This window comes from Virgibacillus halotolerans, from assembly GCF_016908515.1.
In the GTDB taxonomy this organism is placed as follows: Bacteria; Bacillota; Bacilli; order Bacillales; family Amphibacillaceae; genus Virgibacillus_M; species Virgibacillus_M halotolerans.
Map to the genome: position 1 here is coordinate 212,009 of NZ_JAFBEA010000002.1, position 22,878 is coordinate 234,886.

The window sequence follows — 22,878 nt, forward strand, 5'->3', positions numbered from 1 at the left end:
AATCAAGGGCTGGAAGGTATTACAACAGTAATAGTAGTTCCTTCTGATTTGACGATAGTAGACAAGTTGTATGTTGCTGGCGGATTTGGTTCAGAGTTTATAACCGATTTGTTTCGTTGATGTCCAATAAAATATGCAGTGTCGAAGCGTCTTTTTATAAAAGACGCTTATTTATGTTTCATTCTAAAAATGGTTGGGATTACCTATTACGATGACCTTGTTTTCGATCATCAGGATAATAATGTTTTTCATGGTTTTTAAAAACTGTGAGTAACGATATGCGGATTATGGCGAAAAAGGAGTTAAAGATGAAATAAGGTAAATACACCCACACCAAATGAAATTGAATTTTTAAAAACATGATATAATAGATAATCACAAAGAAAAGGGCGCTTTTATATCCGAAAGTAGAGTGAGTATTGAATCAGTCTCAAATATATTTATCAAGCTTCTATAATAATACAGGGGTGATGTCCGATGATGAAGGATTTAATCTTAAGTTTAGATAAACCTTTTGCCAAGGAAAATATGCTTCAAGTAGAAAACTGGATGGTCCCTAAGCCTGTTTCTATTACAACTGATAAAACAATAGCGGAAGCAGCGCATTTGTTAGAAAAATTGGATATAGATTTCCTTCCGATTGTTGATGAAGAAGTGAAACCAGTGGGTGTGGTTTCATCTAAAAATGTATTAAAAAGCATTTTACATGGAAATAAAGACAAATCTGTTTCATGCTGCGAACAAAAAGAGACTCCTTTCGTTGTTCATGCTAATGATTCCATACTAGATATTTATCAATTAAAAAGTAAGTACTTATTTGTAACGGATAACGATCGAAGGTTAGTTGGTATTATGTCCAAGGGCGAAATTTTGAAAGGGATTTCATGGTATATTAAAGAGCTTATTCATACAGAACATACTGCAGAAGTGCTTAATGTCATTTTAGAAAGTGCTTATGAAGGAATTGCTGTTGTAGATGAAGATGGGATTATTAGAGAGTTTAATGAAGCATACAGCCGCTTTACAGGTATAGATAAAAAAGATGCTATCGGAAAGTATGTGCAGGAAGTCATCGATAATACAAATTTAAATAACACAGTTAAAACGGGGCTACCAGAGCGAGGAGCTGTACAATATATACAAGGACAGGCGATGATTGTACACCGTATTCCAATTTGGAAAGAAGATAAAGTGGTTGGGGCAATTGGTATGCTCATCTTTGAAGGGATTACAGAATTATATCGTATCTATGAACGCTTTTTGGAAAATACACTTGAAAATAAACCTGAACAACAGCCGCTACCTGTAAGCAAAGGACAAGGCAAAAGAAACACATTAGACCAAATTATTGGTGTCAGTGAAAGCACTTCTGCGACAAAGCGCTTGGCGCGAAAAATTGCCAAAACCAAAGCGACCATCTTAATTACTGGAGAAAGCGGTACGGGAAAAGAAATATATGCCCAGGGGATTCATCATCATAGTGACCTATCATCTGGTTCTTTTGTCAGTATAAACTGTGGAGCGATTCCTGAGCATTTATTTGAATCAGAGTTATTTGGTTATGAAGAAGGTGCTTTTACAGGTGCGAGGAAGGGTGGTAAACGAGGGAAATTCGAATTGGCTCAAAATGGTACACTCTTTCTTGACGAAATTGGAGAAATGCCGCTAACAATGCAGACGAAATTATTACGCGTTTTACAAGAAAAGGAATTTGAACGGGTCGGGGGTACTCAGAAATACGATATTAATACCAGAATTATTGCAGCTACTAATCGTAATCTAAAAGAGATGGTGAAGTCCGGATATTTTCGTGAAGATCTTTTTTATCGAATAAATGTGATTGAATTACCGATAAAGCCTCTTCGTGAGCGAAAAGAAGACATAGCTTCACTCGTTTCCCATTACTTATATACGATTTGTACCGAATATCGACAGCCAGTCAAGTCAATTACGCTGGAAGCGATGGCTGTGTTTAAAAATTATCCTTGGTATGGAAATGTTAGGGAACTTGTTAATACAATTGAAAAAATCGTTGTGTTAGTGGATGGAGAAATCATTGATACGCAGGACTTACCTGATGCTATGACAGGTACAAACATAAACAGTGGAAATACTTGGGTAGAAGAGGTGACACTAAACAATCGACGGAAAAGCTTTAATGATGAGAGGGAAAAGGAAATAATTCAAGCAATATTAAAAAAAACAGAAGGAAATAAATCGAAGGCAGCTCGAGAGTTGGGTATTCACCGCACGACATTATATCAAAAGTTGAAAAAACATAACTTGTATTAAACTGTAGCTAAATAACTACAGGTGTAGTGTTGTTAAATGCAGTTTATAAGTTAAACAACCACCTTAGCAGCTCTTTTTATATTGGCATGCTTCTTGCAATATTAAGTAGTGACAATAAAAAAGGGGTGAATAAAATGAAGAATTATGCGGTTATGCACATGCCAAAAATGATCAATTATGGTCGGTACGCATTTAAAGAAGTTGGAAAGGTAGGAGCTGAACTGGGGGGAAGAGCCCTCATTATTAGCGATGAGATGATGGATGAACTCGGAAATGTAAACGCTGTCCAAGGCTATTTGTCTGAAGAAAATATTGATAGTTCGGTTTATTTAGGTGTTGAGTCTGAACCGACAGACATCTATGTGGCAGAGGCATTAGAAAAATTCAAAAAAGAACAATGTAATATGGTTATATCAATAGGTGGGGGTAGTTGTATAGATACAGCAAAAGCTGTAGCTGTTTTAGCTTCAAACGGAGGTTATATTGGGGACTATATGGGTGGAAAAAAGATAGCCAACAAAGAGCCAGTTCCGCATATTGCCATTCCAACAACGGCGGGAACAGGATCGGAGGCAACAGATGCAACAATTATTACCAATACGTCAAACGAAGTCAAAATGATGATAAAACAGCCAGCATTTATGCCAGTTGTTGCCATCGTTGATCCAATGCTTTCTTTGTCATCGCCCAAACACGTAACAGCTGCCACTGGTGTTGATGCACTTAGTCACGCAATTGAGAGCTATATTTCCAAAAGATCACATCCAATGACAGATACAATGGGACTTTCTGCGATGAAATTGATCACTGAAAATATCTCGACAGCTTATAGGGAGGGCGACAACCTTGATGCAAGGGAAGCAATGTCATTGGGCTCTTTACAGGCTGGCATTGCTTTTTCAAATTCTTCTGTGTGTTTAGTACATGGGATGTCTAGGCCTATTGGCGCCTTGTTTCATGTTCCGCATGGATATTCCAATGCAATGTTGTTGCCTGCGGTTTTAGAGTTTAGTATGGATTCAACTATAGAGCGCTTAGCTGATTTAGGCAGGATATTTTATCCTGAGGCAAAAAGCTATTCAGACGATAAGGCAGCTAGTACTGCTGTTCAGGCTGTGAAACAGCTCTGTGCTGATTTGAATATTCCGAACCTACAATCATGGGGGATTGATGAACAAAAATTCATAACGGCCAGGGGAAAAATGGCTAATGATGCCTTGGCAAGTGGTAGTCCTGCAAACAGTCCAAGAGTTCCAACACAAAGTGAAATTGAAAGGCTTTATCAAACTTGTTATACGTATGACTTTTCCTTGAAAAGCAAAGTGAGGTAAGGGATTACTGAGGGGAGGAAGTTCATGAATATATTAGGTATGATTGGATTAATTGCTTCACTGGTAATCCTCATATATTTAACAATGAAAGGTATTAACATTATTATTAGTGCGATTATATCTTCTGTTGTTATTGCTATAACGAGTGGATTGAACTTGGGGACCGCGCTGATGGATGATTACATGACAGGCTTTACAGATTATTTTGCATCCTGGTTTCTAGTCTTTTTATTTGGTGCTATTTTTGGAAAAATCATGGATGAAACCAAATCAGCTGAGAGTATTGCAAACTGGATTAAGCTGACTTTAGGGACAAAGCGCGCAGTATTTGCAGTCGTTGCTGCAGCAGCAATAATGACCTATGGCGGGGTAAGCTTATTCGTTGTTGGTTTCGCAGTATATCCAATAGCGCGGTCACTGTTTCGAGCGGCAAATTTGCCTCATCGATTTATCCCCGCTGCATTGGTATTTGGTTCCATTTCTTTTACAATGACGGCTCCGGGTTCTCCTGAAATCCAAAATATTATACCGACTGAATTCTTTGGTACCACACCTGCAGCAGGAGGCTTTATTGGTGTTTTTAGCGCACTACTTATTATGGTTGCTGGGGGATTGTGGCTTGGTAGGATAGTGAGAAAAGCGGTTGAAAAAGGGGAAACGTTCTCACCGCCAACGACTTCACCGGAAACAGCAGATGAATTAGCTTCAGGTTTAGCTGCTGAAGATCAAGAAGGTCAACATTCGGGAACAGCAAAAGATTTACCGAATATAATCTTGTCAATCTTACCACTTGTCATAGTAATTGTTTTGTTAAATATCTTTTCCATCTTTATCAATCCTACTGCTTCCTTGTTGATCGCACTGACAACCGGGATTTTCTTTGCATGTGTATTGATGAATAAATATCTTAAAGATTTTTGGGAGGCGCTTGCAACCGGTACACAGAATTCATTAGTGGCACTTGCAAATACGTGTGCTGTCGTTGGCTTTGGGAGCGTTGCTGCGCAAATATCAGCTTTTGATAGCGTTGTAAATGCAGTAGTAAACATCCCTGGCCCTCCTCTACTCGGACTGGCAATCGGCGTAACAGTTGTTTGTGGTATAACAGGATCTGCTTCTGGTGGATTAGGAATTGCTTTACCTATCTTAGCGCCTATTTATTTGGGACAAGGACTAGAAACTGGCGATATGCATCGTGTTTCTGCGTTAGCATCAGGTGGTATCGATTCCCTTCCACATAACGGATATGTTGTCACGACGATTCGAGCGATTTCTGGAGAAACACATAAGAGAGCTTATGGTTCTATATTTAAGCTAAGTGTTGTTGTTCCAACAGTTGTATTGTTCTTAGCGGTTCTCTTATATTCAATTTTTTAATTGAATAGAGTGGAGAGGTTTAGCAAGTCATCTTGTATTAATTAATCATAGGAGGTTTTAATTATGAGTCAAACAAAAGTAAAAACACTTCAAAACTATATTGGTGGCAAATGGATTGAAGCAAGATCGGATAAAACAGAAGCCGTGTACAATCCCGCTACAGGGGAAGTCATTGCGCATGTTCCAATCTCAAATGATGAAGATGTGGATCACGCAGTAGAAGTAGCGAATGAAGCATTTAAAACATGGAAGGAAGAGCCTGTGCCGAAACGTGCGCGTATTATGTTCAAGTATCAGCAATTACTTGTTGAGCATTGGGATGAGCTAGCGGAATTATTAACAATTGAAAACGGGAAAAACCTTAAAGAAGCACAAGGTGAAGTGCTTCGCGGTATCGAAAATGTGGAATTTGCAGCAGGAGCACCTTCTTTAATGATGGGTGAACAACTACCATCCATCGCTTCAGGCCTTGAATCTGGTGTATATCGTTATCCGATCGGAGTGGTCGGTGGTATAACACCATTTAACTTCCCGATGATGGTTCCGGCATGGATGTTCCCGATGGCAATTGTAACAGGAAATACATTCGTTCTTAAACCATCAGAGCGGACACCAATACTTGCAAACCGCCTAGCAGAATTGCTAGAAGAAGCTGGATTGCCTAAAGGTGTGTTCAACATCGTTCATGGTGCACATGATGTTGTCAATGGTCTACTGGACCATAAAGATGTTGCTGCTATTTCTTTTGTAGGTTCTCAACCAGTTGCTGAGCACGTGTACAAACGCGGTACAGATAATCTGAAGCGCGTACAAGCACTTGCAGGAGCGAAAAACCATTCGATCGTATTGAATGATGCAAATTTGGAAAACGCTGTGACTCAAATTATTAACGCTGCGTTCGGTTCAGCTGGCGAGCGTTGTATGGCTTGTTCCGTTGTTGCGATTGAAGATTCAATTGCTGACGTATTCACTGAAATGCTCGTGCAAAAAGCAAATGAGATACAAATTGGTAATGGTTTGGATGAAGGCGTATTTTTAGGGCCGGTTATCCGTGAGACTCAAAAAGACCGTGCGCTCCATTATATTGAAACAGGTGAAAACGAAGGTGCGAAACTTGTTCGTGATGGACGTAAAGATGATATAGAACAAAATGGTGGTTATTTTGTCGGACCAACGATTTTTGATAATGTAACAAGCGAAATGAAAATTTGGCAGGATGAAATCTTTGCACCTGTATTATCGATTAGCCGCGTAAAAGACCTAGATGATGCGGTTGAGCTAACAAACAAATCAGCCTTTGCAAACGGTGCATGTATTTTTACAAAAGATGGTGGAAGTGTACGTCAGTTTCGTGAAACAATCGATGCGGGTATGCTTGGTGTCAATATTGGTGTACCAGCGCCCATGGCATTTTTCCCGTTCTCAGGGTGGAAAAATTCCTTCTATGGAGATCTCCATGCGAACGGAAAAGATGGTTTAAATTTCTATACGCGTCAAAAGGTTCTTACTTCCCGTTGGGTGTAAGCTGTTAATTAGAAATGAAGTCAAAGGGAATCAGAAGTTTATATTCTGATTCCTTTTATGGTATTTTTAAATGATAAGCACTTTTATAAATTGAAAAAAGAAGTATATTTAGATATAGGAATTACATAACGGGAGGCTTATAACAATGGTAGAAAATAAAGTTGTGTTTATTACTGGTGCAGCAAGCGGTATTGGTTATGGAATAGGTGCGGAGTTTGTAAAAAATGGTGCCAAAGTAGTTTTTTCGGATATTGACCAAGCTAAGGTAAAAGAAGTTACCAATAATTTAAGGCAAGCCGGGTATGATTGTATTGGTATCGGGTGTGATGTAACGAAAGAAGAGGAAGTGCGGAAAGCAATTGATTATACGGTTGAAACATATGGAAGACTTGATATTCTTTTCAATAATGCTGGATTACAATACGTCTCGTCCATGGAGGATTTTCCTACAGAAAAATTTGAGCTTATCACTAAAGTGATGCTTGTGGCACCGTTTATAGCAATAAAACATGCGTTTCCAATTATGAAAAGGCAAGGGACAGGTCGTATCTTAAATATGTCATCGATTAATGGCCTCATTGGATTTGCAGGAAAAGCAGCCTATAATAGTGCTAAACATGGTGTTATTGGATTAACCAAAGTGGCTGCTTTGGAGGGAGCGGATCATGGTATTACCGTAAATGCTATTTGTCCCGGCTATGTCGATACACCACTTGTTCGAAATCAATTTGAAGATTTAGCCAGAAATAGAAATATTTCCGTAGATAAGGTTCTTGAAGAAGTCCTATTCCCATTAGTTCCGCAAAAAAGGTTATTATCGATCCAAGAAATCTCTGATTATGCATTGTTTTTAGCGAGTGATAAGACTAAAGGGGTTACTGGTCAAGCAGTTGTTATAGATGGCGGATATACAGCCCAATAGTAATTTCTATAAGTTCTAACCTTATCGCCGATTAAGATGCTGTTGGAAGCTAATAGTGTGTATACCGAGTATCGGCTTAGGAAGTATAAGACTAAAAAAAAGCGTAGAAACGAGAAAAAGTGTAATCTGAACGAGACCAGGGTGATAGAATAACTTGCATGATCGTGGGGAAAAGCGATCTTATGCTTCAAAGTAAGTAGGGTGCTTTCGTCATTTGAGGCAAAATGGCGTAGAATGAATTATCCAAAAAAGGAGCCCTCCTGATACGATAGAGGGTGTCATCGTGCAGACCTCGAATTTAGTACCAGAAGGACTCCTGCAATAGATTCTTTTATACGATCTTGGCGATAAGTTTTCTCTCTTGATTCAGTACACAAAGTAAAATTTTCGTGAAACCTTCAGACTCTTATTCCTACTTAAAATGTTTACCCGTTTGAGCTACTTCCATTGTTTTCTGAATATATTTAGCCGATTTGTGCATTAACTCGGTTTCTTGCGGATCTAACTCAATTTCTAATTGCTGTTCGACGCCATTCCGACCGATGATGCACGGCATACTAAAAGCAACATCCTTATCATATCCGTACTGCCCTCTTAATGTTGTACAGACTGGGTATACACTGCGTTCATCAAGCATAATGGCTTTTGCTAAGGTTACAGCGGCTTGTGCTACGCCAGCGTTGGTCCAGCCTTTCCCATTCAAGACATCATAGGCTGCTTGGACAACTTGTTGGCCCATTCTCTCTCTGTTTAATGGTTCTTTACCTACTAAAACGTTGTCTAATTCACTTTCTCCAAATCCTTGTACATTTAACCGGCTAAAGACAGGAAAAGCGGTGTACCCATGTTCACCCATCATATATCCAGTTACACTCTTAGGATCGATATTATAATTGGAAGCAATTATTTGGCGAAAACGAGCAGAATCTAACATCGTTCCAGTTCCAAAAATGCGACCCTGAGGATAATCAAACTCATTTTCGGCAATATAAACCATTGCATCCAGTGGGTTTGTAATGAGAATAACAATGGCATCCATTGTGTATTTGGTAATACCGGCCATGACTTCCCGAACGATTATAGCATTTTCTTCAGCTAGTAACGCCCGATCCGGTGTTTTATCATTATCTGATGTCACGATACTTGGACCAGCAGCACAAATAATGACATCTGCATCAGCACATTCTGCGTAATCGCCTGCACGTACAGCTGTGTTGGACATATAGGTTAGGGCGGTAGCATGTGCTTGGTCTAAAGCTTCACCAGTTGCGACTTTTTCATCTTTATCGATTAAGACAATATCGGAAAAGAGGTTTATTTTCATTGCATCTGCAAGTACATATGAACCAACATGACCAGTCCCGACAATAACTAATTTATTTTTCTTCATCTCATTACCTCCGTTTTATGCTGCATCTATTGGTTGCAAACATTCCATCAATTAAATTTATATATAATCTTTATTTTAACACTTCCATATTCACTTCACAAAAATAGGTGTTTTAAGCCTCTGTATATGAATGATAGTATTTCCGTTGTGGAAGAATTGGCCAAAACGATTATAACTTACAGATACTTTGATTTATCACTTTTTGAATAGTAAGATTGCCTATAAGAGGAAATGTATGGAAGAGGAACAAAAATGGTTTAATCGCTATTGTTACAGGTTCTTTCGGGTGATTAGTAGATGAAGGGAAGTGCAGTGTTATGTAAATTTAACTTTCATAATGCTGCACTTTTATGCTGCAAATAAGAGTAAGGGGGGAATAAAATTGGATTATATTGCAGTTTTTGATATTGGTACAACGTCGATTAAAGGCGTATTGATTGATCAAGAAGCGAATACGATGGGGGCTTGTTCTGTTTTGCTGGAAACATACAACGGTCCTAACGATGAAGTAGAGCAAGATCCATTGGACTGGTGGAATGGGGTTAAAGAAATCTCAAACACGTGGTGGAAGGAAATGGGCTTTGATCCCAAACAAGTCGTGATGATTACCTTTTCCGGTCAAATGGAAGACGTTATTTTCATACCAAAAGATGAAGGGACTCCATTAAACAAGGCGATCTTATATTCTGACACACGTGCACATGAAGAAGCAGCTTTCATTAATTGCAAGATTCCTGCGATTGGGGAGAAGACAGGAAATGACATTAGGGCTTCAACCCCTATTGCAAAATTATTATGGTTAGAAAAAAACAAACCTAATTTATATAAGGATACAGCGTGTTTTGTATTTAATGCGAAAGACTTTATTATTTATAAAATGACGCATGCCTTCGTGACCGATCCTACCACTGGGGCTACAACAGGTATCATGAACTTGAAAAAACGTCAGTGGGAAATGGACGCTGTAGAAGCATTGGGAATTGATACTAAGAAGCTACCCAAACTCCTAAATGCAGAAGCAATCGCTGGCTATCTATCTGCATGTGCCTCTGCTGAAACAGGTTTTGCCAAGGATACGCCTATTTTATGTGGAGCTGGGGATGCTGGTGCTTCCACCATGGCAGCTGGGACAGTTAACCAAGGGGACAGCTATTTATATATTGGAACAACTGGCTGGGCAGCGATGATTCAAGAAGAAGTCAAAACGGATCATTCATTTGATGGTGTTTTTAATTTAGCGCATTTACCAGGGGAGACTATTATTTCCATATCTCCACTTCTAAATGTTGGAAACGTACATCGTTGGGCAGTAGATACATTTGCAGGTGAAAAAGCATTTGATGATTTTGAAACGCTATTAAGTAAGTCTTCCATAGGTAGTAATGGGATCCTATTTCTACCTTATATAAATGGGGAGAGATGCCCTGTAAATGATCCCGAGGCAAAAGGTGCATTCTGGGGTATTGGGCCCAAAACAGAGAAAAGTGATTTTGTGAGAGCAGTCATCGAGGGAATTTGTTTTTCTTTAAAACAGTTAATCGAACTATTTGTCACTGATGCTTCGGGAACCATTACCCTTATTGGCGGGGGAACGAAAAGTGCTACATGGTGCCAGATTTTAGCGGATTGTATAGGAAGAACGATAAGGGTTCCTGCTGAAAGTGAATTCATGCCTGCGATAGGAGCTTCAGCATCCGCATTCGTTAAATTAGGTTGGGTGATAGATTACAAGGATTTTGCCGAACGCTTTATTAGATCAACAACTTCAAGTGTATATCAGCCTAACTATGATAATCACAGAACATATAACGAGATCTTTGAACGTTTTTTAAAATTGTATCCCAGTTTAAAAAGCATGTATCGTTAAGGGGATAGTTTAAATACCAACATAAGATTATTCAGAAAATGAAAGTAGTGACCTCTAGATCGTATTTTAAAATATTTATATGCAATGTCTATTGTATTAGATTACCAAGAGGCTTTTCTAATTATCGGATTGATAACTATTCAATTGATCTGGAAAAAGGATCTTTTCTCTGAATTAAACAAAAAGGAGTCCGATATATGTCAAGAAAGATACTATTGAAGGTCTTCATTATTTTGCTTTTAACCGTACTCGTAGCTTGTTCAATCGTTTTTCTTTATTTTTATAATGGAAAAAAAGATGTGTCTAAAAAAGTTGATGATTATTTGGTTGAACAAAATTCTAAAACTAATATAAAGGAAAAGAAACTATTATATGATTGGAAAATAGGGGAGTTTTATTCAAAGGTTACTTTTAAAGATGAACCGGAAAATTTTTATGAAATTTATGTTGAATCTAACTCAAATGTAGATGTAACAGGATATAATGATGAAGGTGAGCAAATTACAGATAAAAACAAAGGGAAGTATATTATAGATTCAAAATAATTAAGTGAAGGTACAGATATTCAGGGAAGAACAGTTAGAAGAGGGTGTTAATATGAACAGAATAACAAAGATATCTATTCTAATTTTAAGTGTGATAGCAGTTCTATGTTTCTCTTTCATTCCTGACTTTGGTGTTAGAACGGAGGGTGGATCCCATTTTTTCGGATTTCCGGCCGAATGGTTAGGTCTCTACGGTAACGCAGGGTTTAGCTTTATGGGTTTAGGTTTCCTATTTAATATTGCATTTTTTTATTTTATCTTTCTATTCGTATTTAAATTCTTGATTAAAATCTTTTCCGTTAATAAACAGCGTTAATACAACCCGCAGCTAATCTTGAAGCATTATGAATAAGAGATTTAAAACAAGTCTAATATACAAGGAGATGTAAAACATGTATCTTACCGAATATCATCATCATACAGATAACTCGTTTGATTCCAAGGCAAACATGTATGATGTTTGTGAACAAGCCATACGTAAAGGAATAGATGAAATCTGTTTTACTGAGCATTTCTCGGTTAACCCAAAAGTTCCTACTTATGGACATATGGATTTTGATCGATACTTTTCACAAATCAATGCGTGTCGTGAAGCGTATAAAGGGAAATTGGTAATTAAAGCTGGTATCGAACTCTGTGAACCTTACTTATTAATAAAGGAATATGAACAGGCATTAAAAGACTTGGATTTAGATTTCATTCTTGGTTCTGTTCATAATATCAACGAAGAGAAACTAAGAAAATATATGACGGGTAAAGAAAATCATGCTGTTTACCAAGGATATTTTGAAGCAGTGTATGAGCTGGTATCAAATGCTGATATTGATGTCATTGCACATTTCGACTTAATGAAACGCTATGCAATGGAGTCGCTTGGGAATTACAAATTCGCAGATTTCCAGGGAATAATCGAGCTTATTTTGAAAAAGGCAATTGAACGGGGAATTGGGTTGGAGATCAATACGTCTGGCATACCCAATGTAAAAGTGAAGGAAGCCTTTCCTAAAATGGACGTTTTAAAACTGTATAGATCACTTGGTGGGGAAATATTGACGATTGGTTCGGATTCTCATCGTGCGGAAACAGTAGGATCTATGTTGGAAGATGCACTTTCTATAGCAAGGGAAGCTGGTTTTCAATATATTTATACATTTGAAAGGCGAGCGGCTAAGAGCGTTAAAATAACCTGAATTGATTTTAAATGGCTAAAGTGTCGTATGCATAATGTACAGTGTGTAAGAGATCGACTAGCCAACTAATGGGAAGTCGATCTACGCTTCATTTAGCTAAAAAACGTTTTCGCGATTTTGTTTTTAGTCGCGTGTTTTCATCATTCATCTTTCCTTTTATTTCGTCGATGATGTTTAATGTATTTGCTGCATGATTGTAGATGTAGATAGGCGTAAACATGTTATATGCATTCGTATACTGTTTGTCAGACAGGATAAATCTTTCTTTATCCAAGGTATATACAAAATATAGCTTGTTCAGTTGATCATTCACTTCTGACTGTGGAACGGCACGTACGTTGTATGCAAGCCTTTGGTGCGATAGTATATTGGCTAAATAGGTCAAATAAAGAAGTATAAGGGCATAAAGTACAGTTAAAATAGTTAATGTCAGTAAGATATGTTCTATAGAAAATTCATCAACATTTAAATTGATCGAAAAAGCGATCAACAAAGCAGGTAAAAAAATTAGAAAATAGGTAAGCTTCGCAAGCAACATCATAATTTGCTTTTTGAATACAGACATTTTCCGTATGCCTGGGAACGCCCCTGTAATCAAAAGGAAATAAAAAAGGAAACCTCCAATAAGGAATAAAATGCCGTATATGGATGCTAAAATTAATGTTTTTCCAAATGGTAATTTGAACATGGTATGTTGAAAAAAGGGTAGGTCCATTATTAAACCGTATCCTGTTATGGCAGAAAATAATAAAGCGGTTATTAATACACCAACTATTTCATTCTTTTTTCTATTTTGTTTGGTAGACAGTATGCTATCCATCTCTGTTTGATAAAATACCTTGATGAATCCCTTGCTTATGATCCCAATAATAATAGATAAAGGTACAATAATGTTAAAAAAGCCCATAAAGTGCTGTAATATGTTCAAGATTTACCATCCCCTTTTAATGAAGCTTCACTTTATGATATCAAATTTCTAGTGTTTGTTATATAGCGAATCACGTGTGCCGTGACTAGACAGATGGAAAAGAGAACCCAAACTTTGTTTTATATGTTAGAACCGTTGATATATCTCATGTGTGGTTTTAGTTGGCCTTCTGATGTTTGCTGTACAGGCGGGGCAAGGAATGCTTATATATGATAAAATAGTAGAATCGTAAAAAAATCTATACATGGAAAAATATCAACAACCGACTTAGGGGTGGAACAAGCTTGAATAAAAAGGACATAGCCAATTTTCGTAAACAATTTAAAATTAATAATGATCTATTAGAAATACATGACATCTTTAATGTGTACATTATGAAGGAATCGAGTGAGATCTATCATCACCAAAGTGTCCCATTTGAATTACTTGAAGAGGAGCAAAAAGAACTATTTATGGCCAATTTTAAAAAAGTACTAACAGGCCAATTGGACGAGAAAATATTTGAATTAAAGTTCCAGCGTGATGTAGAAGATAACAGTCAGCTGATTTTACACCAAGGTCTGCTAAGTAACAATGCAGAAGAATGGTATGGACAGATGCTGCGCCTCGTAGAAAAAATGCTTAAAGATAAGCAATATGAAATGGACATTGTTATCACCTTTATTCGCGGAGAATATAGGAAGCCGATGAAACGTAGCAATGCAGAAGAAAGTTCCCGAGATGCGGTTTATTCCAATCCATTTATTCTGTGCAGCATGAATAAAACGCAAGACCCTAAAAAGGAATTACTGTTTGATTATGTGGAAAAGGAGTTTAAATATCATGTTGTCGTAGATCCAATTATCAATCTGAAAGCACCGATGTCCGGATTTTTATTTCCGTGTTTCACGGATCATGCTGCAGATGTCAATCATGTGCTTTATTCCGCAGGGAAAGCGTATGAACTCGATTATCACCTCATAGAAGAAGTATTAAATGCCGAAGAAACAATGACTGCTGAAGATGATAAAGTGGTTTTTGAGGAAATAGTGAAAAAAGTAGCAGGAGACCAAATCAATACATCCACACTTTCTAATGTATACGATGAGATTCAACGAACCATAGAAGAAAATGAGGAAGAAGAAATACCGAAGTTTGACTACAATGATGTAGAAAAAGTATTGACAAGCAGTGGCGTGCAAGATATCGATAAAGAAAAGGTAGAAGATGCATTTAAGACGGTAATTGATGATGAAAAATACGAGTTAAAAGCAAGTAGCATTGTACCGAAATATACATCAAAGTCAATCAAAATCAAGACAAAAGTAGCGGATATTAAAGTGAGTCCACAAGACTTAAGATATGTACGCCAAGTGCATTTCAACGGGAAAATCAGCCTTATGATTGAGGTGGAAGAAAACACGGTGATTGAAGGATTTGAAATGATTCCAGAAGCTTTATTTGAGAAAGGGAAAGAGAATGAGGATTGATTGTTGATCATTTATCGACGACAGATGCAAGAAGGGGGTGAATGTTACTGAAAAAAGGTCGATCAGGGAATGCAAGAAGGGCTGATACGGGCTTTGATAATGTTTATGAGATTGCTAAAGACTCGGCAAAAGATAGCGATTATTTAATCAATCAAGAAGTGTTTGAAGTATTTTATAAAGCATTGTAGTTAAGCGTGAACTCGTAAAGTAGATCAGCTGAAATACATAAAGTCTTAAAAATGTAGTTAAGAGGGGAATTACATAGATATGGTAAACAACTTCAGTAAATTGGTGATCATTGTATTTGGACTTATACTATTAGTGAGCTGTAAGCCGTCAGATAAGTATACCGGTGATTGGTATGCGCTTTCGAATTCGGGTGAAAAAGTAGAAATCCATTTTTCAAAGGATAAGATAATGACGATTAATGATGAAAATGGCAATGAGGAAACATATGAGATTAACCAAACTGCTGCAGGGTTTCAGAATAATCTCGGATATTATCGGGTTGAAATTGACGAAGCAAGTCATTATGTAATATTTGAAAACAAAAAAGATGAAGACAATGCGCAACTCGTAAAACAAACGAACCATGCAAGTGACTTTGAAGATGTTGTAGGAGAAATTTTATACAAGATGAATAGAGATGATTTTCCGACTGAATAAGATGAGAACAGTACATGTGGGATAGAATTGATAATTGCATTAATAATGATAAACAATATAAAGAAGCCAATAAAATATCGGAATAATCGCCAAATCATAGATATTACCCTATAATGAATAAAGGAAGTCCTTCTCTTATTTTAAGAGAAGTTCTTCCTTTATTTTATTTGGACTCTATTTTAATAAACATAGATAATTTATTCGGAAACGGATTATACAAGCCAGGAGGAATGAATGTGTATAAATTAGTCGCAATTGATATCGATGGTACGCTCATCAATGGGCATGGGGAAATCACTCCAGAAGTTAATGCTGCTATTCAAGCTGTTCAAGAAAAAGGTGTCAAAGTGGTTCTTGTTACTGGAAGGCCAATTGGCGGTGTCACAACATTTGTAGAAGAACTAGGATTAAATGAAGAAGAAGATTTCGTCATCACGTATAATGGTGCATTTGTTCAAAATACTTATACGGGTGAAGTGATTTTACAAAACTTCTTAACTTACAATGACTTGGAAGGTTTATACGAATTAAGCCAAGAACTTAATTCTCCAATGCATTACTTTGACTTAAATAATGTATATACGCCAAACAAGGCAATCAGCAGATATACAGTTTACGAATCCTTTACTAACCAAGTACCACTTCATTATCAGCCGATTGAGGAAGCACCAATGGACATTCAAATGCCTAAAGTGATGTATATTGATGATGAAGTAAGTTTAAATAAAATCATTGATGCTATTCCCGAGTCATTCAAGGAAAAATATACGATGGTTAAAAGTGCGGCATACTTCCTAGAAATTCTCCATCCACTCGTAAGTAAGGGAAGTGTTGTTAAGCAACTTGCGGAAAAGCTTTCCATTAAGCGAGAAGAAATTATTTGTATCGGGGATGGCGGAAACGATTTGAGCATGATTGAATATGCTGGCTGTGGCGTGGCAATGGATAACGCAATTCCCGCTGTAAAAGAAGCCGCTGATTTTCAAACGTTGTCAAATAACGAAAATGGCGTCGCTTATGCGATTGAAAAATTGGTGTTAAATGAAGACGCATTGGTGAAGTGAGTTTATTGATGTATAAGGTTAAAATGAAAAAAGCGAAACAACCTGAGGGAGAATCTTGTGGTTGCTTCGCTTTTTTAGTAAAAATGTTATTCGAGGAGATGACCATGTGCAAAATCTTCAACCCGAAGGACAAATAGCGGCTCAAATCAAAACAAGCGTTATGAGATAAAATATCCCAGCAAGAACTTTGATATTTCTATAGATGCTTGGTGAACATCATTAGTATAAAATTATGATTTGACTTGTTGTTTAATATATGGTATATTTAAGTACTGGATCGACAAGGGAACAATTTCGTTTTAATCTATAGCTGCAGCTTAATAGGAAAAACCAGCCACCTTGTTCTATCGAATAAGATGGCTTTGTTCTTTTTGGTCCATTATTTAAGGGAGGTGAGATCATATGACAAGACAGTGGAATTTCATTTTAGAAAATAAGCTAATTACCGTTTATGATATAAATGTAAAACAAGCGAAGAAACAAGCTTTGGAAATAAGTAAAGAATTACAGAAATCAGTTTAATAAAAACACCGACCTCACATAAAATGGTTGGTGTTTTTTTGCATGGAAAAAAACCTTATAAAAATTATGAGGCATCATTTTTGTAAATCTAGAAATCCTATTTTTAGTGAATGTAACATTCTCCTTACTTTTACTAAATCTCCCCTTTTCTACTGCCATATTCCACAAAAAAATTATCCCCTTTATCATTTGTTACTGAAAGAATAAATGCAAAAAAATACTACATATTTCCGGGTATGAAGGAATGGATTCATTTGATATGATGGAATGTGTATTTTCAAGTGAAGATAAGGAGAACGTAAAAGCATGTATAAATTACTATCTTGGGTAGCACCAGTTATGTGGATGGCAACTATCTTCTATTTATCGCATCAGCCATCTACAACCTCTAGTGAACTCAGTTCAGGAATATCAGAGGTTATTATGCATACAATCGAAACCATTGCTCCGGATCAGGACTTTAATGTAGGGGCGTTCCATCATTATGTTAGAAAAAACGCCCATTTCTTTGCTTATTTGCTGCTTGGTATCCTAGTGCTCAATGCGTTAAGAAGCAGTAATATAGCTGGATATCGGAGGGCTGCTAGCGTAGCTTTACTGATTTGTGTGTTATATGCTATTTCAGACGAGGTTCACCAGTTATTTATTGCTGGACGATCTGGGGAGGTAAGGGACGTATTAATTGATAGCGCTGGAGCCAGTATTGGGCTTGGTATTTGGATGGTGATTGGAAGGATTGTAAAAAGAAAGAAGAGGTAGGACCTGCAGTAAACGTATTATTTGTTCTAGATTGTTATCCGAAATAAAAAAGAACTCCCTCCAACAAGCTGCCAGAGGGAATCCGCTATGAATTTATTGCCATTTGTTAATTAAGTTATCGGCATGTTGTATCAATGTTTTTGCAGCTTTTTTATCCATATCATCATTTTCTTGGTAGTGGTTAACCAATTGTTTAAAGTCCTTCATGTGTTTAACTGCCTTTTCTAATGCATCCGTCTTTACATAGTGATCTATGGAAGTCAAATGTGTTTGTAGTAACTGCGCATCATCTTGATTTTTTATATTACCTCTACCCGCATATAGATCCACCAATGAATTCATTGACTGGATAGTCGATTCAGCGTTTTGTATTACTTTTTCCTCTAGATTATCCGTAAATGGTTGCAACCTCTTTTGGGCAGGATTTGTTTTCATTGTCCCGTCAATTAACGGTCGGTCATAATCCAAGCTTTGCTTCCTTAGGGATAATGCTTTGGAAAGTGATTCCTGTGCTTCTTCTTTATTTCCTTCTTCCATTGCAACAGCTGTCTTTAAGAATGCCATATCCGCAAGCACCATATCACGCAATGATTTAACAAATGGCCCCAATTCTTCTTTCAGGTTTTGATTCTTTGTTTTAGTAAGAAATCCATCCGCTGCGTCAACAATTTTTTGGAATTCAGCGATTGCCTCCGGAGAAATATCTTTTAATGACTCGTCGTTATTTAGCTTTTCCGTTACTGAATCCAAAAGTTCTTTTATATTTTCACTTTCGGATAGTTTTAAACCATCGGGATCTGCATCAGACATATGCTTAGCAAGTTCATGCAATTCCTCCGCAGCGTCTGGCTCAATATACTTGAAGCTGTCATCCCAGCTTTTTTGTGCATCAAAATCAATGGTATTCCATGTGTAATCTGCGATAGCAAAAAGGGAAATCTTTGATGCTTCCGCTTCTTGCATTGGATTGGTTACAGCACCGGCAAGGTTTTCGATTCCAGGCTCGAGCATTTCGCCTTTGCCAAGGAATACTCTTGACATATCGACATCATTTACTGGCCAGTTTAACCAGAATAATGGATCCCTTCTTTCTACGCCATCATTACTTTTATTTTTAAATACATCTATTGTGTCTTGATCAATTGGTGCACAGGTCGTTGACCCAGTCCAAAGGATTTGAATGTCTTCATCAAAGCCTTTTTCATATGCGTTTAGCTCTTCTGGATTCCAAGCCCAACCAGAGTTATAACTTGCAGGAGTGTAGAGCGTATCTTTTACATCCCCTTTTTCATCTGCCCATTCGGAAACAGAATGCATCATTTGAACGACATAATCAAGCGGGAGGCTTCCAACATCGTCACCCAATACACCAAATTGGCGCACACCTACATCATATAATTGGTCAAACTTAGCAAGGAGTTTTTCTGTATTTTCCTCAAGGACTGCCATTGCGGCGTCATCGCCTTCCTCTCTTGCCAGTTCAGCAACTTCACCTAAAGGGGAAATGCTCCATACAAATCGGGTTTTTGTTTCATTCCCAACGGTAGCCAATTCTCTTAATTCCTCTAATTTGTCTTCTGGATATAATTCTTCCCATTTTTCCCTGTGGTAAGGATCATCTTTCGGTGCAAATATGTATGAATTCATTTTATATTTTCCACCAAATTCCATCAGGGATATTCTATCTTCATTACTCCAAGGAATGCCATAATAGCCTTCAATAAATCCTCTGATTTTTGTATTCGCAAAGTCTTTAATACTTATATCGTGTATTTCTTTTTGTGGACTTTGTGCTAGCATTGTCTCTAGTGTAACCACGCCGTAAAAGCTGGCATCCGTATCATTTCCTAAAATCACCATGTTGTTGTCCTTCACTTCTAATTGGTAGGCATCTATTTGATCAAAATCCATCCCTTGACTGTCCACATTTTCAGCAGCAAATTGATCAACTGGACCATTTGAACCTTTTGTACCAATCCACAAAGTTACTTTATTCTCTGCTGGTTCTGTAGCAACGGTCGGTGCTTCTAAATCGTTATCCGTAAATAGCTTGTTTACCTTTTCTTTTGTAACCTCGTCAATTGTATCGTCATAAATAACCTGAACTTCCTCTTTAAGCGAAAGCGTGTCCTCACCGTATTCAACGCTATGGGGAACTGGATAAATCTCGTATTCCTTTGCTGGACTTTTATCCGCGGCACTTGCAACTGATGCGGACATGCTCGAGACGGTGCTAAATAGCAATATAAAAATTAAATAGAACAATAGTTGCTTTTTCATCATTCATTATCCCTTCCTTTACTGTTTATATTAAAAATAATCGTTAATAAAAATAGAATGCTTGCGTGAAACCAGTATCATTTGCACCTCCTCGTATGTGTAAAATAGTAGTTCGGTTCCCTTTTTTTGAAGTATTGGAAGCTACTTGTAAATTGGGTTATTCGCTTTTTTCGATAGCATTAACCTGTATCTCAGAGTGGCTTGTTACATCTGGGTAAAATAAAAGGCATGGCGGCATTAATGGATTGGGTTTCTTTAATCCACTTTAATTACCACCATGCCTGATCACGTCAGTAACATGTGTTCCAATATTTCAATAATTTAACTCTACCATCGTAATTTTCGTAAGTCAATCGATTTTTGAAAACGTATTCAAAAACAGTAGTTTATTCCTGTGTATTAATACTTGGGTGCGGTCAATTTACTAGTACGATAGTCGCGGGGGAAGGAAATTCTCTGGTGCTGCTTGATATTATTATTATGCGAAGGTGTTTATTTTGCAATTGGGGGGGCATATCAACGGTATCTTAAAGGACTGACTAAGGAAAAGCAGACATAAATATTTTGACTTTCATTAAAAAGAACTATTTCAGTAGTCAGATGATATTAAATAAAAGGCATTATCTAGTAATAAATATATTCAAAATACAATTGCTTTTCAGTAATAGTTGTTATATAATCTAACTAACATTCGTTAGGTGGTGGTGTTTTGTCTAAAGAGAAATTAATTGACGCCGCGTTACAAGAATACTCTTTACACGGTTATCATGGGGCGACAATGAAGAATATTGCAAGTGAAGTCGGAATAAAACCTGCTTCTATTTACTTTTTTTTTGAAAACAAGGAAAAATTGTTTATAGCCGCGTTCCAGCAGTTACTTGATAATCATCAAAAAGAAATGGAACGGATCTTCACTGAATCCCAAGGTAAGGAAGTTTCACAGATTTGTATATCAATGATTCATGGCCTTGTTGCTCATCATAAAGGCGACGAAAGAGGAACAATGGCGTACATTTCACTTGTTAACACACCTATTCCAGAGATAAAAAAGTATCTTCAAAAGCATATGCTGAATTTTAATAATTGGATGAAACAGTCATTCAAGGATTTACTACAATCCAATTATTCATCAATAACGGAAGTAGAAATTGATTCTGTTATTAAGCAGTATGTTCTTTTAGCAAATGGTGTCTTTTGGTCTATAAATTTGTATGAAGGAGAGACCTTTGATGATCAAGTAAGGATTGCTGAGAATTTTATTCACAATATTTTTAGTGAATTAAATAATAGGTGTAAAAGTTAAATATAAACCTTATTGTTCACTAGCTACAAGAATTTTAAAATAGTATAAAAAGTTCTAGAAATAGAATTTTTTATTGCTGATTAATGCAAAATTATGTATAAAGTGAAAACATCATGTAGAGGAGTTGTGGGAATGGGAGAAAAACAAAATATTGGAGATGATTATTCTCTGACAAGAGTACCAAAATCCGGACGGCAATCGCTGTGGAGTATTACGATTGTTAGGATAGGAGCCTTGGCCACGATTTCTCAATTTATCATAGGGGCTTCACTAGGGTATGGTATGACTTTTTGGCAAGCCTTTTGGGCAACAATGCTAGGCAGTATCATTTTACAAGTGATCAGTTTCCTTTTAGGATATGCTGGAGCTAGAGAAGGCCTTTCAACAAGTCTTTTGTCACGATGGACAGGTTTTGGACGATATGGATCAAGTGTTATAGGTGCAATTATTGCTATATCCTGTATCGGATGGTTTGGTGTACAGAACTCTGTTTTTGCCGAAGGAATTGTTCAGGCTACTGGTGGAAAATTACCTCTATCTGTTGCGGCTATGATTACTGGATTAGGCGTTACGGTTTTAGTTATTTTTGGCTTTAAATTACTAAGTATTACAGCTACCATTGCTGTTCCTGCATTTTTATTGGCAGTAGGATATGGTACGTATCAAATTTTAAGTGAACATTCTATAACAGATTTAATAGCAAGTACTCCCGCGGGTGAGCCGCTATCCATGGGTGTAGCTGCGACAATGGTTGCTGGAGGATTTATCATTGGCGCGATTATCACCCCTGATTTTAGTCGTTTTGCCAAAAGTGGAAAAGACGTGTTATGGATGACAGTTATCGGAACATTTGTAGGAGAACTGGGTATCAATATGATTGCAGTATTAATGGCACTAGCTGCACGGACTAACGACGTTGTTAGTATCATGATGCAAACTTCCGGTTGGTTAGGAGCTTTAGTAGTTGTTTCCTCAACAATCAAGATTAATAATCTGAATCTTTACTCATCATCTCTTGGTTTTACGAATATATTTGACTCTATCTTTAAAATTAAACTAAACCGAGGCATGGTTACACTGATCATTGGTATAATCGGTACTGTACTTTCGGTGCTAGGAATACTTGATAGATTTGTTGATTTTCTAGTATTATTAGGAGTCCTAATCCCACCAGTTGCAGGAATTATGGTTGTTGATTATTTTGTATTAAAGACACATCGAAAAGTATTAGATACAAGTAGATTAGATGGAGTCTTGCCATCAAATACTGAAAAAATGAGCCCTGTTACATTAATTGCCTGGGGAGCAGGATTTGCAGGTGGATATCTTCTAACGATTGGTATTCCTTCGATCAATTCATTATTGATTAGTGCGATTATATATTTTGTTGGTATCAAGACAATCAATAGTAGAAAGCGTATAAAAGAAAAAGCTGCATAGTAAATTATT

The 22,878-nt window shown here is 37.1% G+C and carries 19 protein-coding genes; 16 read left to right on the forward strand and 3 right to left on the reverse strand.

The genetic code is table 11. The annotated features are described in order from the left end of the window. Nucleotides 1-477: 477 nt before the first annotated feature. From JOC34_RS07385 to JOC34_RS07405, 5 genes are all read left to right on the forward strand, one after another. Nucleotides 478-2,292, forward strand: a complete 1,815-nt coding sequence (locus JOC34_RS07385) for a sigma-54-dependent Fis family transcriptional regulator (protein WP_205136112.1) — start codon at nucleotides 478-480, stop codon at nucleotides 2,290-2,292. Between the two features lie 134 nt (nucleotides 2,293-2,426). After that, the gene (locus tag JOC34_RS07390) at nucleotides 2,427-3,623 is read left to right on the forward strand and encodes an iron-containing alcohol dehydrogenase (RefSeq protein WP_205136113.1); all 1,197 of its coding nucleotides are present in this window, start codon (nucleotides 2,427-2,429) and stop codon (nucleotides 3,621-3,623) included. A 24-nt stretch (nucleotides 3,624-3,647) separates the two neighbouring features. Then, complete coding sequence (locus JOC34_RS07395) at nucleotides 3,648-5,000, forward strand: GntP family permease (protein WP_205136114.1); 1,353 nt, start codon at nucleotides 3,648-3,650, stop codon at nucleotides 4,998-5,000. Nucleotides 5,001-5,063: 63 nt separating this feature from the next. Beyond that, nucleotides 5,064-6,524, forward strand: a complete 1,461-nt coding sequence (locus JOC34_RS07400) for a CoA-acylating methylmalonate-semialdehyde dehydrogenase (RefSeq protein WP_205136115.1) — start codon at nucleotides 5,064-5,066, stop codon at nucleotides 6,522-6,524. Nucleotides 6,525-6,669: 145 nt separating this feature from the next. Then, entirely contained in the window at nucleotides 6,670-7,446 is a 777-nt protein-coding gene (locus JOC34_RS07405; protein ID WP_205136116.1) for a 3-hydroxybutyrate dehydrogenase, read from the forward strand. Nucleotides 7,447-7,858: 412 nt separating this feature from the next. On the opposite strand, the gene JOC34_RS07410 is transcribed toward JOC34_RS07405, so the two are convergent. Continuing rightward, the gene (locus JOC34_RS07410; protein ID WP_205136117.1) at nucleotides 7,859-8,836 is read right to left on the reverse strand and encodes an L-lactate dehydrogenase; all 978 of its coding nucleotides are present in this window, start codon (nucleotides 8,834-8,836) and stop codon (nucleotides 7,859-7,861) included. Nucleotides 8,837-9,218: 382 nt separating this feature from the next. Here JOC34_RS07410 and JOC34_RS07415 point away from each other — a divergent pair, with 382 nt between their 5' ends. The 4 genes from JOC34_RS07415 to JOC34_RS07430 all read left to right on the forward strand — a co-directional run bounded on the left by JOC34_RS07415 (nucleotide 9,219) and on the right by JOC34_RS07430 (nucleotide 12,438). Next, nucleotides 9,219-10,703: a xylulokinase gene (locus tag JOC34_RS07415; RefSeq protein ID WP_205136118.1), complete on the forward strand. Its 1,485-nt coding sequence runs from the start codon at nucleotides 9,219-9,221 to the stop codon at nucleotides 10,701-10,703. 197 nt (nucleotides 10,704-10,900) lie between these two features. Continuing rightward, nucleotides 10,901-11,248, forward strand: a complete 348-nt coding sequence (locus JOC34_RS07420; protein WP_205136119.1) for a DUF3139 domain-containing protein — start codon at nucleotides 10,901-10,903, stop codon at nucleotides 11,246-11,248. Nucleotides 11,249-11,300: 52 nt separating this feature from the next. Beyond that, the gene (locus tag JOC34_RS07425; RefSeq protein ID WP_205136120.1) at nucleotides 11,301-11,564 is read left to right on the forward strand and encodes a hypothetical protein; all 264 of its coding nucleotides are present in this window, start codon (nucleotides 11,301-11,303) and stop codon (nucleotides 11,562-11,564) included. A 76-nt stretch (nucleotides 11,565-11,640) separates the two neighbouring features. Further along, nucleotides 11,641-12,438, forward strand: coding sequence for a histidinol-phosphatase HisJ family protein (locus tag JOC34_RS07430; protein ID WP_205136121.1), 798 nt, complete (start codon nucleotides 11,641-11,643; stop codon nucleotides 12,436-12,438). Between the two features lie 88 nt (nucleotides 12,439-12,526). On the opposite strand, the gene JOC34_RS07435 is transcribed toward JOC34_RS07430, so the two are convergent. Then, complete coding sequence (locus tag JOC34_RS07435) at nucleotides 12,527-13,366, reverse strand: hypothetical protein (protein ID WP_205136122.1); 840 nt, start codon at nucleotides 13,364-13,366, stop codon at nucleotides 12,527-12,529. 284 nt (nucleotides 13,367-13,650) lie between these two features. Here JOC34_RS07435 and JOC34_RS07440 point away from each other — a divergent pair, with 284 nt between their 5' ends. The 5 genes from JOC34_RS07440 (at nucleotide 13,651) to JOC34_RS07460 (ending at nucleotide 17,846) form a co-directional block, all read left to right on the forward strand. Beyond that, nucleotides 13,651-14,835: a DUF4317 domain-containing protein gene (locus tag JOC34_RS07440; RefSeq protein ID WP_205136123.1), complete on the forward strand. Its 1,185-nt coding sequence runs from the start codon at nucleotides 13,651-13,653 to the stop codon at nucleotides 14,833-14,835. A 41-nt stretch (nucleotides 14,836-14,876) separates the two neighbouring features. Beyond that, entirely contained in the window at nucleotides 14,877-15,023 is a 147-nt protein-coding gene (locus tag JOC34_RS22295; RefSeq protein ID WP_476756229.1) for a hypothetical protein, read from the forward strand. A 79-nt stretch (nucleotides 15,024-15,102) separates the two neighbouring features. Then, a complete protein-coding gene (locus JOC34_RS07450) occupies nucleotides 15,103-15,501 on the forward strand; it encodes a hypothetical protein (RefSeq protein ID WP_205136124.1) in 399 nt (132 codons plus the stop codon). Nucleotides 15,502-15,737: 236 nt separating this feature from the next. Beyond that, nucleotides 15,738-16,565, forward strand: a complete 828-nt coding sequence (gene yidA, locus JOC34_RS07455) for a sugar-phosphatase (RefSeq protein WP_205136125.1) — start codon at nucleotides 15,738-15,740, stop codon at nucleotides 16,563-16,565. 828 nt (nucleotides 16,566-17,393) lie between these two features. Next, nucleotides 17,394-17,846 carry a VanZ family protein gene (locus JOC34_RS07460; RefSeq protein WP_205136126.1) on the forward strand — a complete coding sequence of 151 codons (453 nt, stop codon included), beginning with the start codon at nucleotides 17,394-17,396 and terminating at the stop codon, nucleotides 17,844-17,846. A 93-nt stretch (nucleotides 17,847-17,939) separates the two neighbouring features. Here JOC34_RS07460 and JOC34_RS07465 read toward each other — a convergent pair whose 3' ends face one another. Next, entirely contained in the window at nucleotides 17,940-20,129 is a 2,190-nt protein-coding gene (locus JOC34_RS07465) for a glycoside hydrolase family 84 protein (protein ID WP_205136127.1), read from the reverse strand. A gap of 706 nt (nucleotides 20,130-20,835) precedes the next feature. Here JOC34_RS07465 and JOC34_RS07470 point away from each other — a divergent pair. Together JOC34_RS07470 and JOC34_RS07475 are read left to right on the forward strand one after the other, a co-directional pair. Then, a complete protein-coding gene (locus JOC34_RS07470; RefSeq protein ID WP_205136128.1) occupies nucleotides 20,836-21,429 on the forward strand; it encodes a TetR/AcrR family transcriptional regulator in 594 nt (197 codons plus the stop codon). A gap of 132 nt (nucleotides 21,430-21,561) precedes the next feature. Continuing rightward, a complete protein-coding gene (locus JOC34_RS07475) occupies nucleotides 21,562-22,869 on the forward strand; it encodes a purine-cytosine permease family protein (RefSeq protein ID WP_205136129.1) in 1,308 nt (435 codons plus the stop codon). Nucleotides 22,870-22,878: the final 9 nt, after the last annotated feature.

What these genes read in the sequence shown, in the direction of transcription:
- JOC34_RS07385 (WP_205136112.1), top strand. Translation starts at nt 478, where the DNA reads ATGATGAAGGATTTAATCTTAAGTTTAGATAAACCTTTTGCCAAGGAA.
- JOC34_RS07390 (WP_205136113.1), top strand. Translation starts at nt 2,427, where the DNA reads ATGAAGAATTATGCGGTTATGCACATGCCAAAAATGATCAATTATGGT.
- JOC34_RS07395 (WP_205136114.1), top strand. Translation starts at nt 3,648, where the DNA reads ATGAATATATTAGGTATGATTGGATTAATTGCTTCACTGGTAATCCTC.
- JOC34_RS07400 (WP_205136115.1), top strand. Translation starts at nt 5,064, where the DNA reads ATGAGTCAAACAAAAGTAAAAACACTTCAAAACTATATTGGTGGCAAA.
- JOC34_RS07405 (WP_205136116.1), top strand. Translation starts at nt 6,670, where the DNA reads ATGGTAGAAAATAAAGTTGTGTTTATTACTGGTGCAGCAAGCGGTATT.
- JOC34_RS07410 (WP_205136117.1), bottom strand. Translation starts at nt 8,836, where the DNA reads ATGAAGAAAAATAAATTAGTTATTGTCGGGACTGGTCATGTTGGTTCA.
- JOC34_RS07420 (WP_205136119.1), top strand. Translation starts at nt 10,901, where the DNA reads ATGTCAAGAAAGATACTATTGAAGGTCTTCATTATTTTGCTTTTAACC.
- JOC34_RS07425 (WP_205136120.1), top strand. Translation starts at nt 11,301, where the DNA reads ATGAACAGAATAACAAAGATATCTATTCTAATTTTAAGTGTGATAGCA.
- JOC34_RS07430 (WP_205136121.1), top strand. Translation starts at nt 11,641, where the DNA reads ATGTATCTTACCGAATATCATCATCATACAGATAACTCGTTTGATTCC.
- JOC34_RS22295 (WP_476756229.1), top strand. Translation starts at nt 14,877, where the DNA reads ATGTTACTGAAAAAAGGTCGATCAGGGAATGCAAGAAGGGCTGATACG.
- JOC34_RS07450 (WP_205136124.1), top strand. Translation starts at nt 15,103, where the DNA reads ATGGTAAACAACTTCAGTAAATTGGTGATCATTGTATTTGGACTTATA.
- JOC34_RS07460 (WP_205136126.1), top strand. Translation starts at nt 17,394, where the DNA reads ATGTATAAATTACTATCTTGGGTAGCACCAGTTATGTGGATGGCAACT.
- JOC34_RS07465 (WP_205136127.1), bottom strand. Translation starts at nt 20,129, where the DNA reads ATGATGAAAAAGCAACTATTGTTCTATTTAATTTTTATATTGCTATTT.
- JOC34_RS07475 (WP_205136129.1), top strand. Translation starts at nt 21,562, where the DNA reads ATGGGAGAAAAACAAAATATTGGAGATGATTATTCTCTGACAAGAGTA.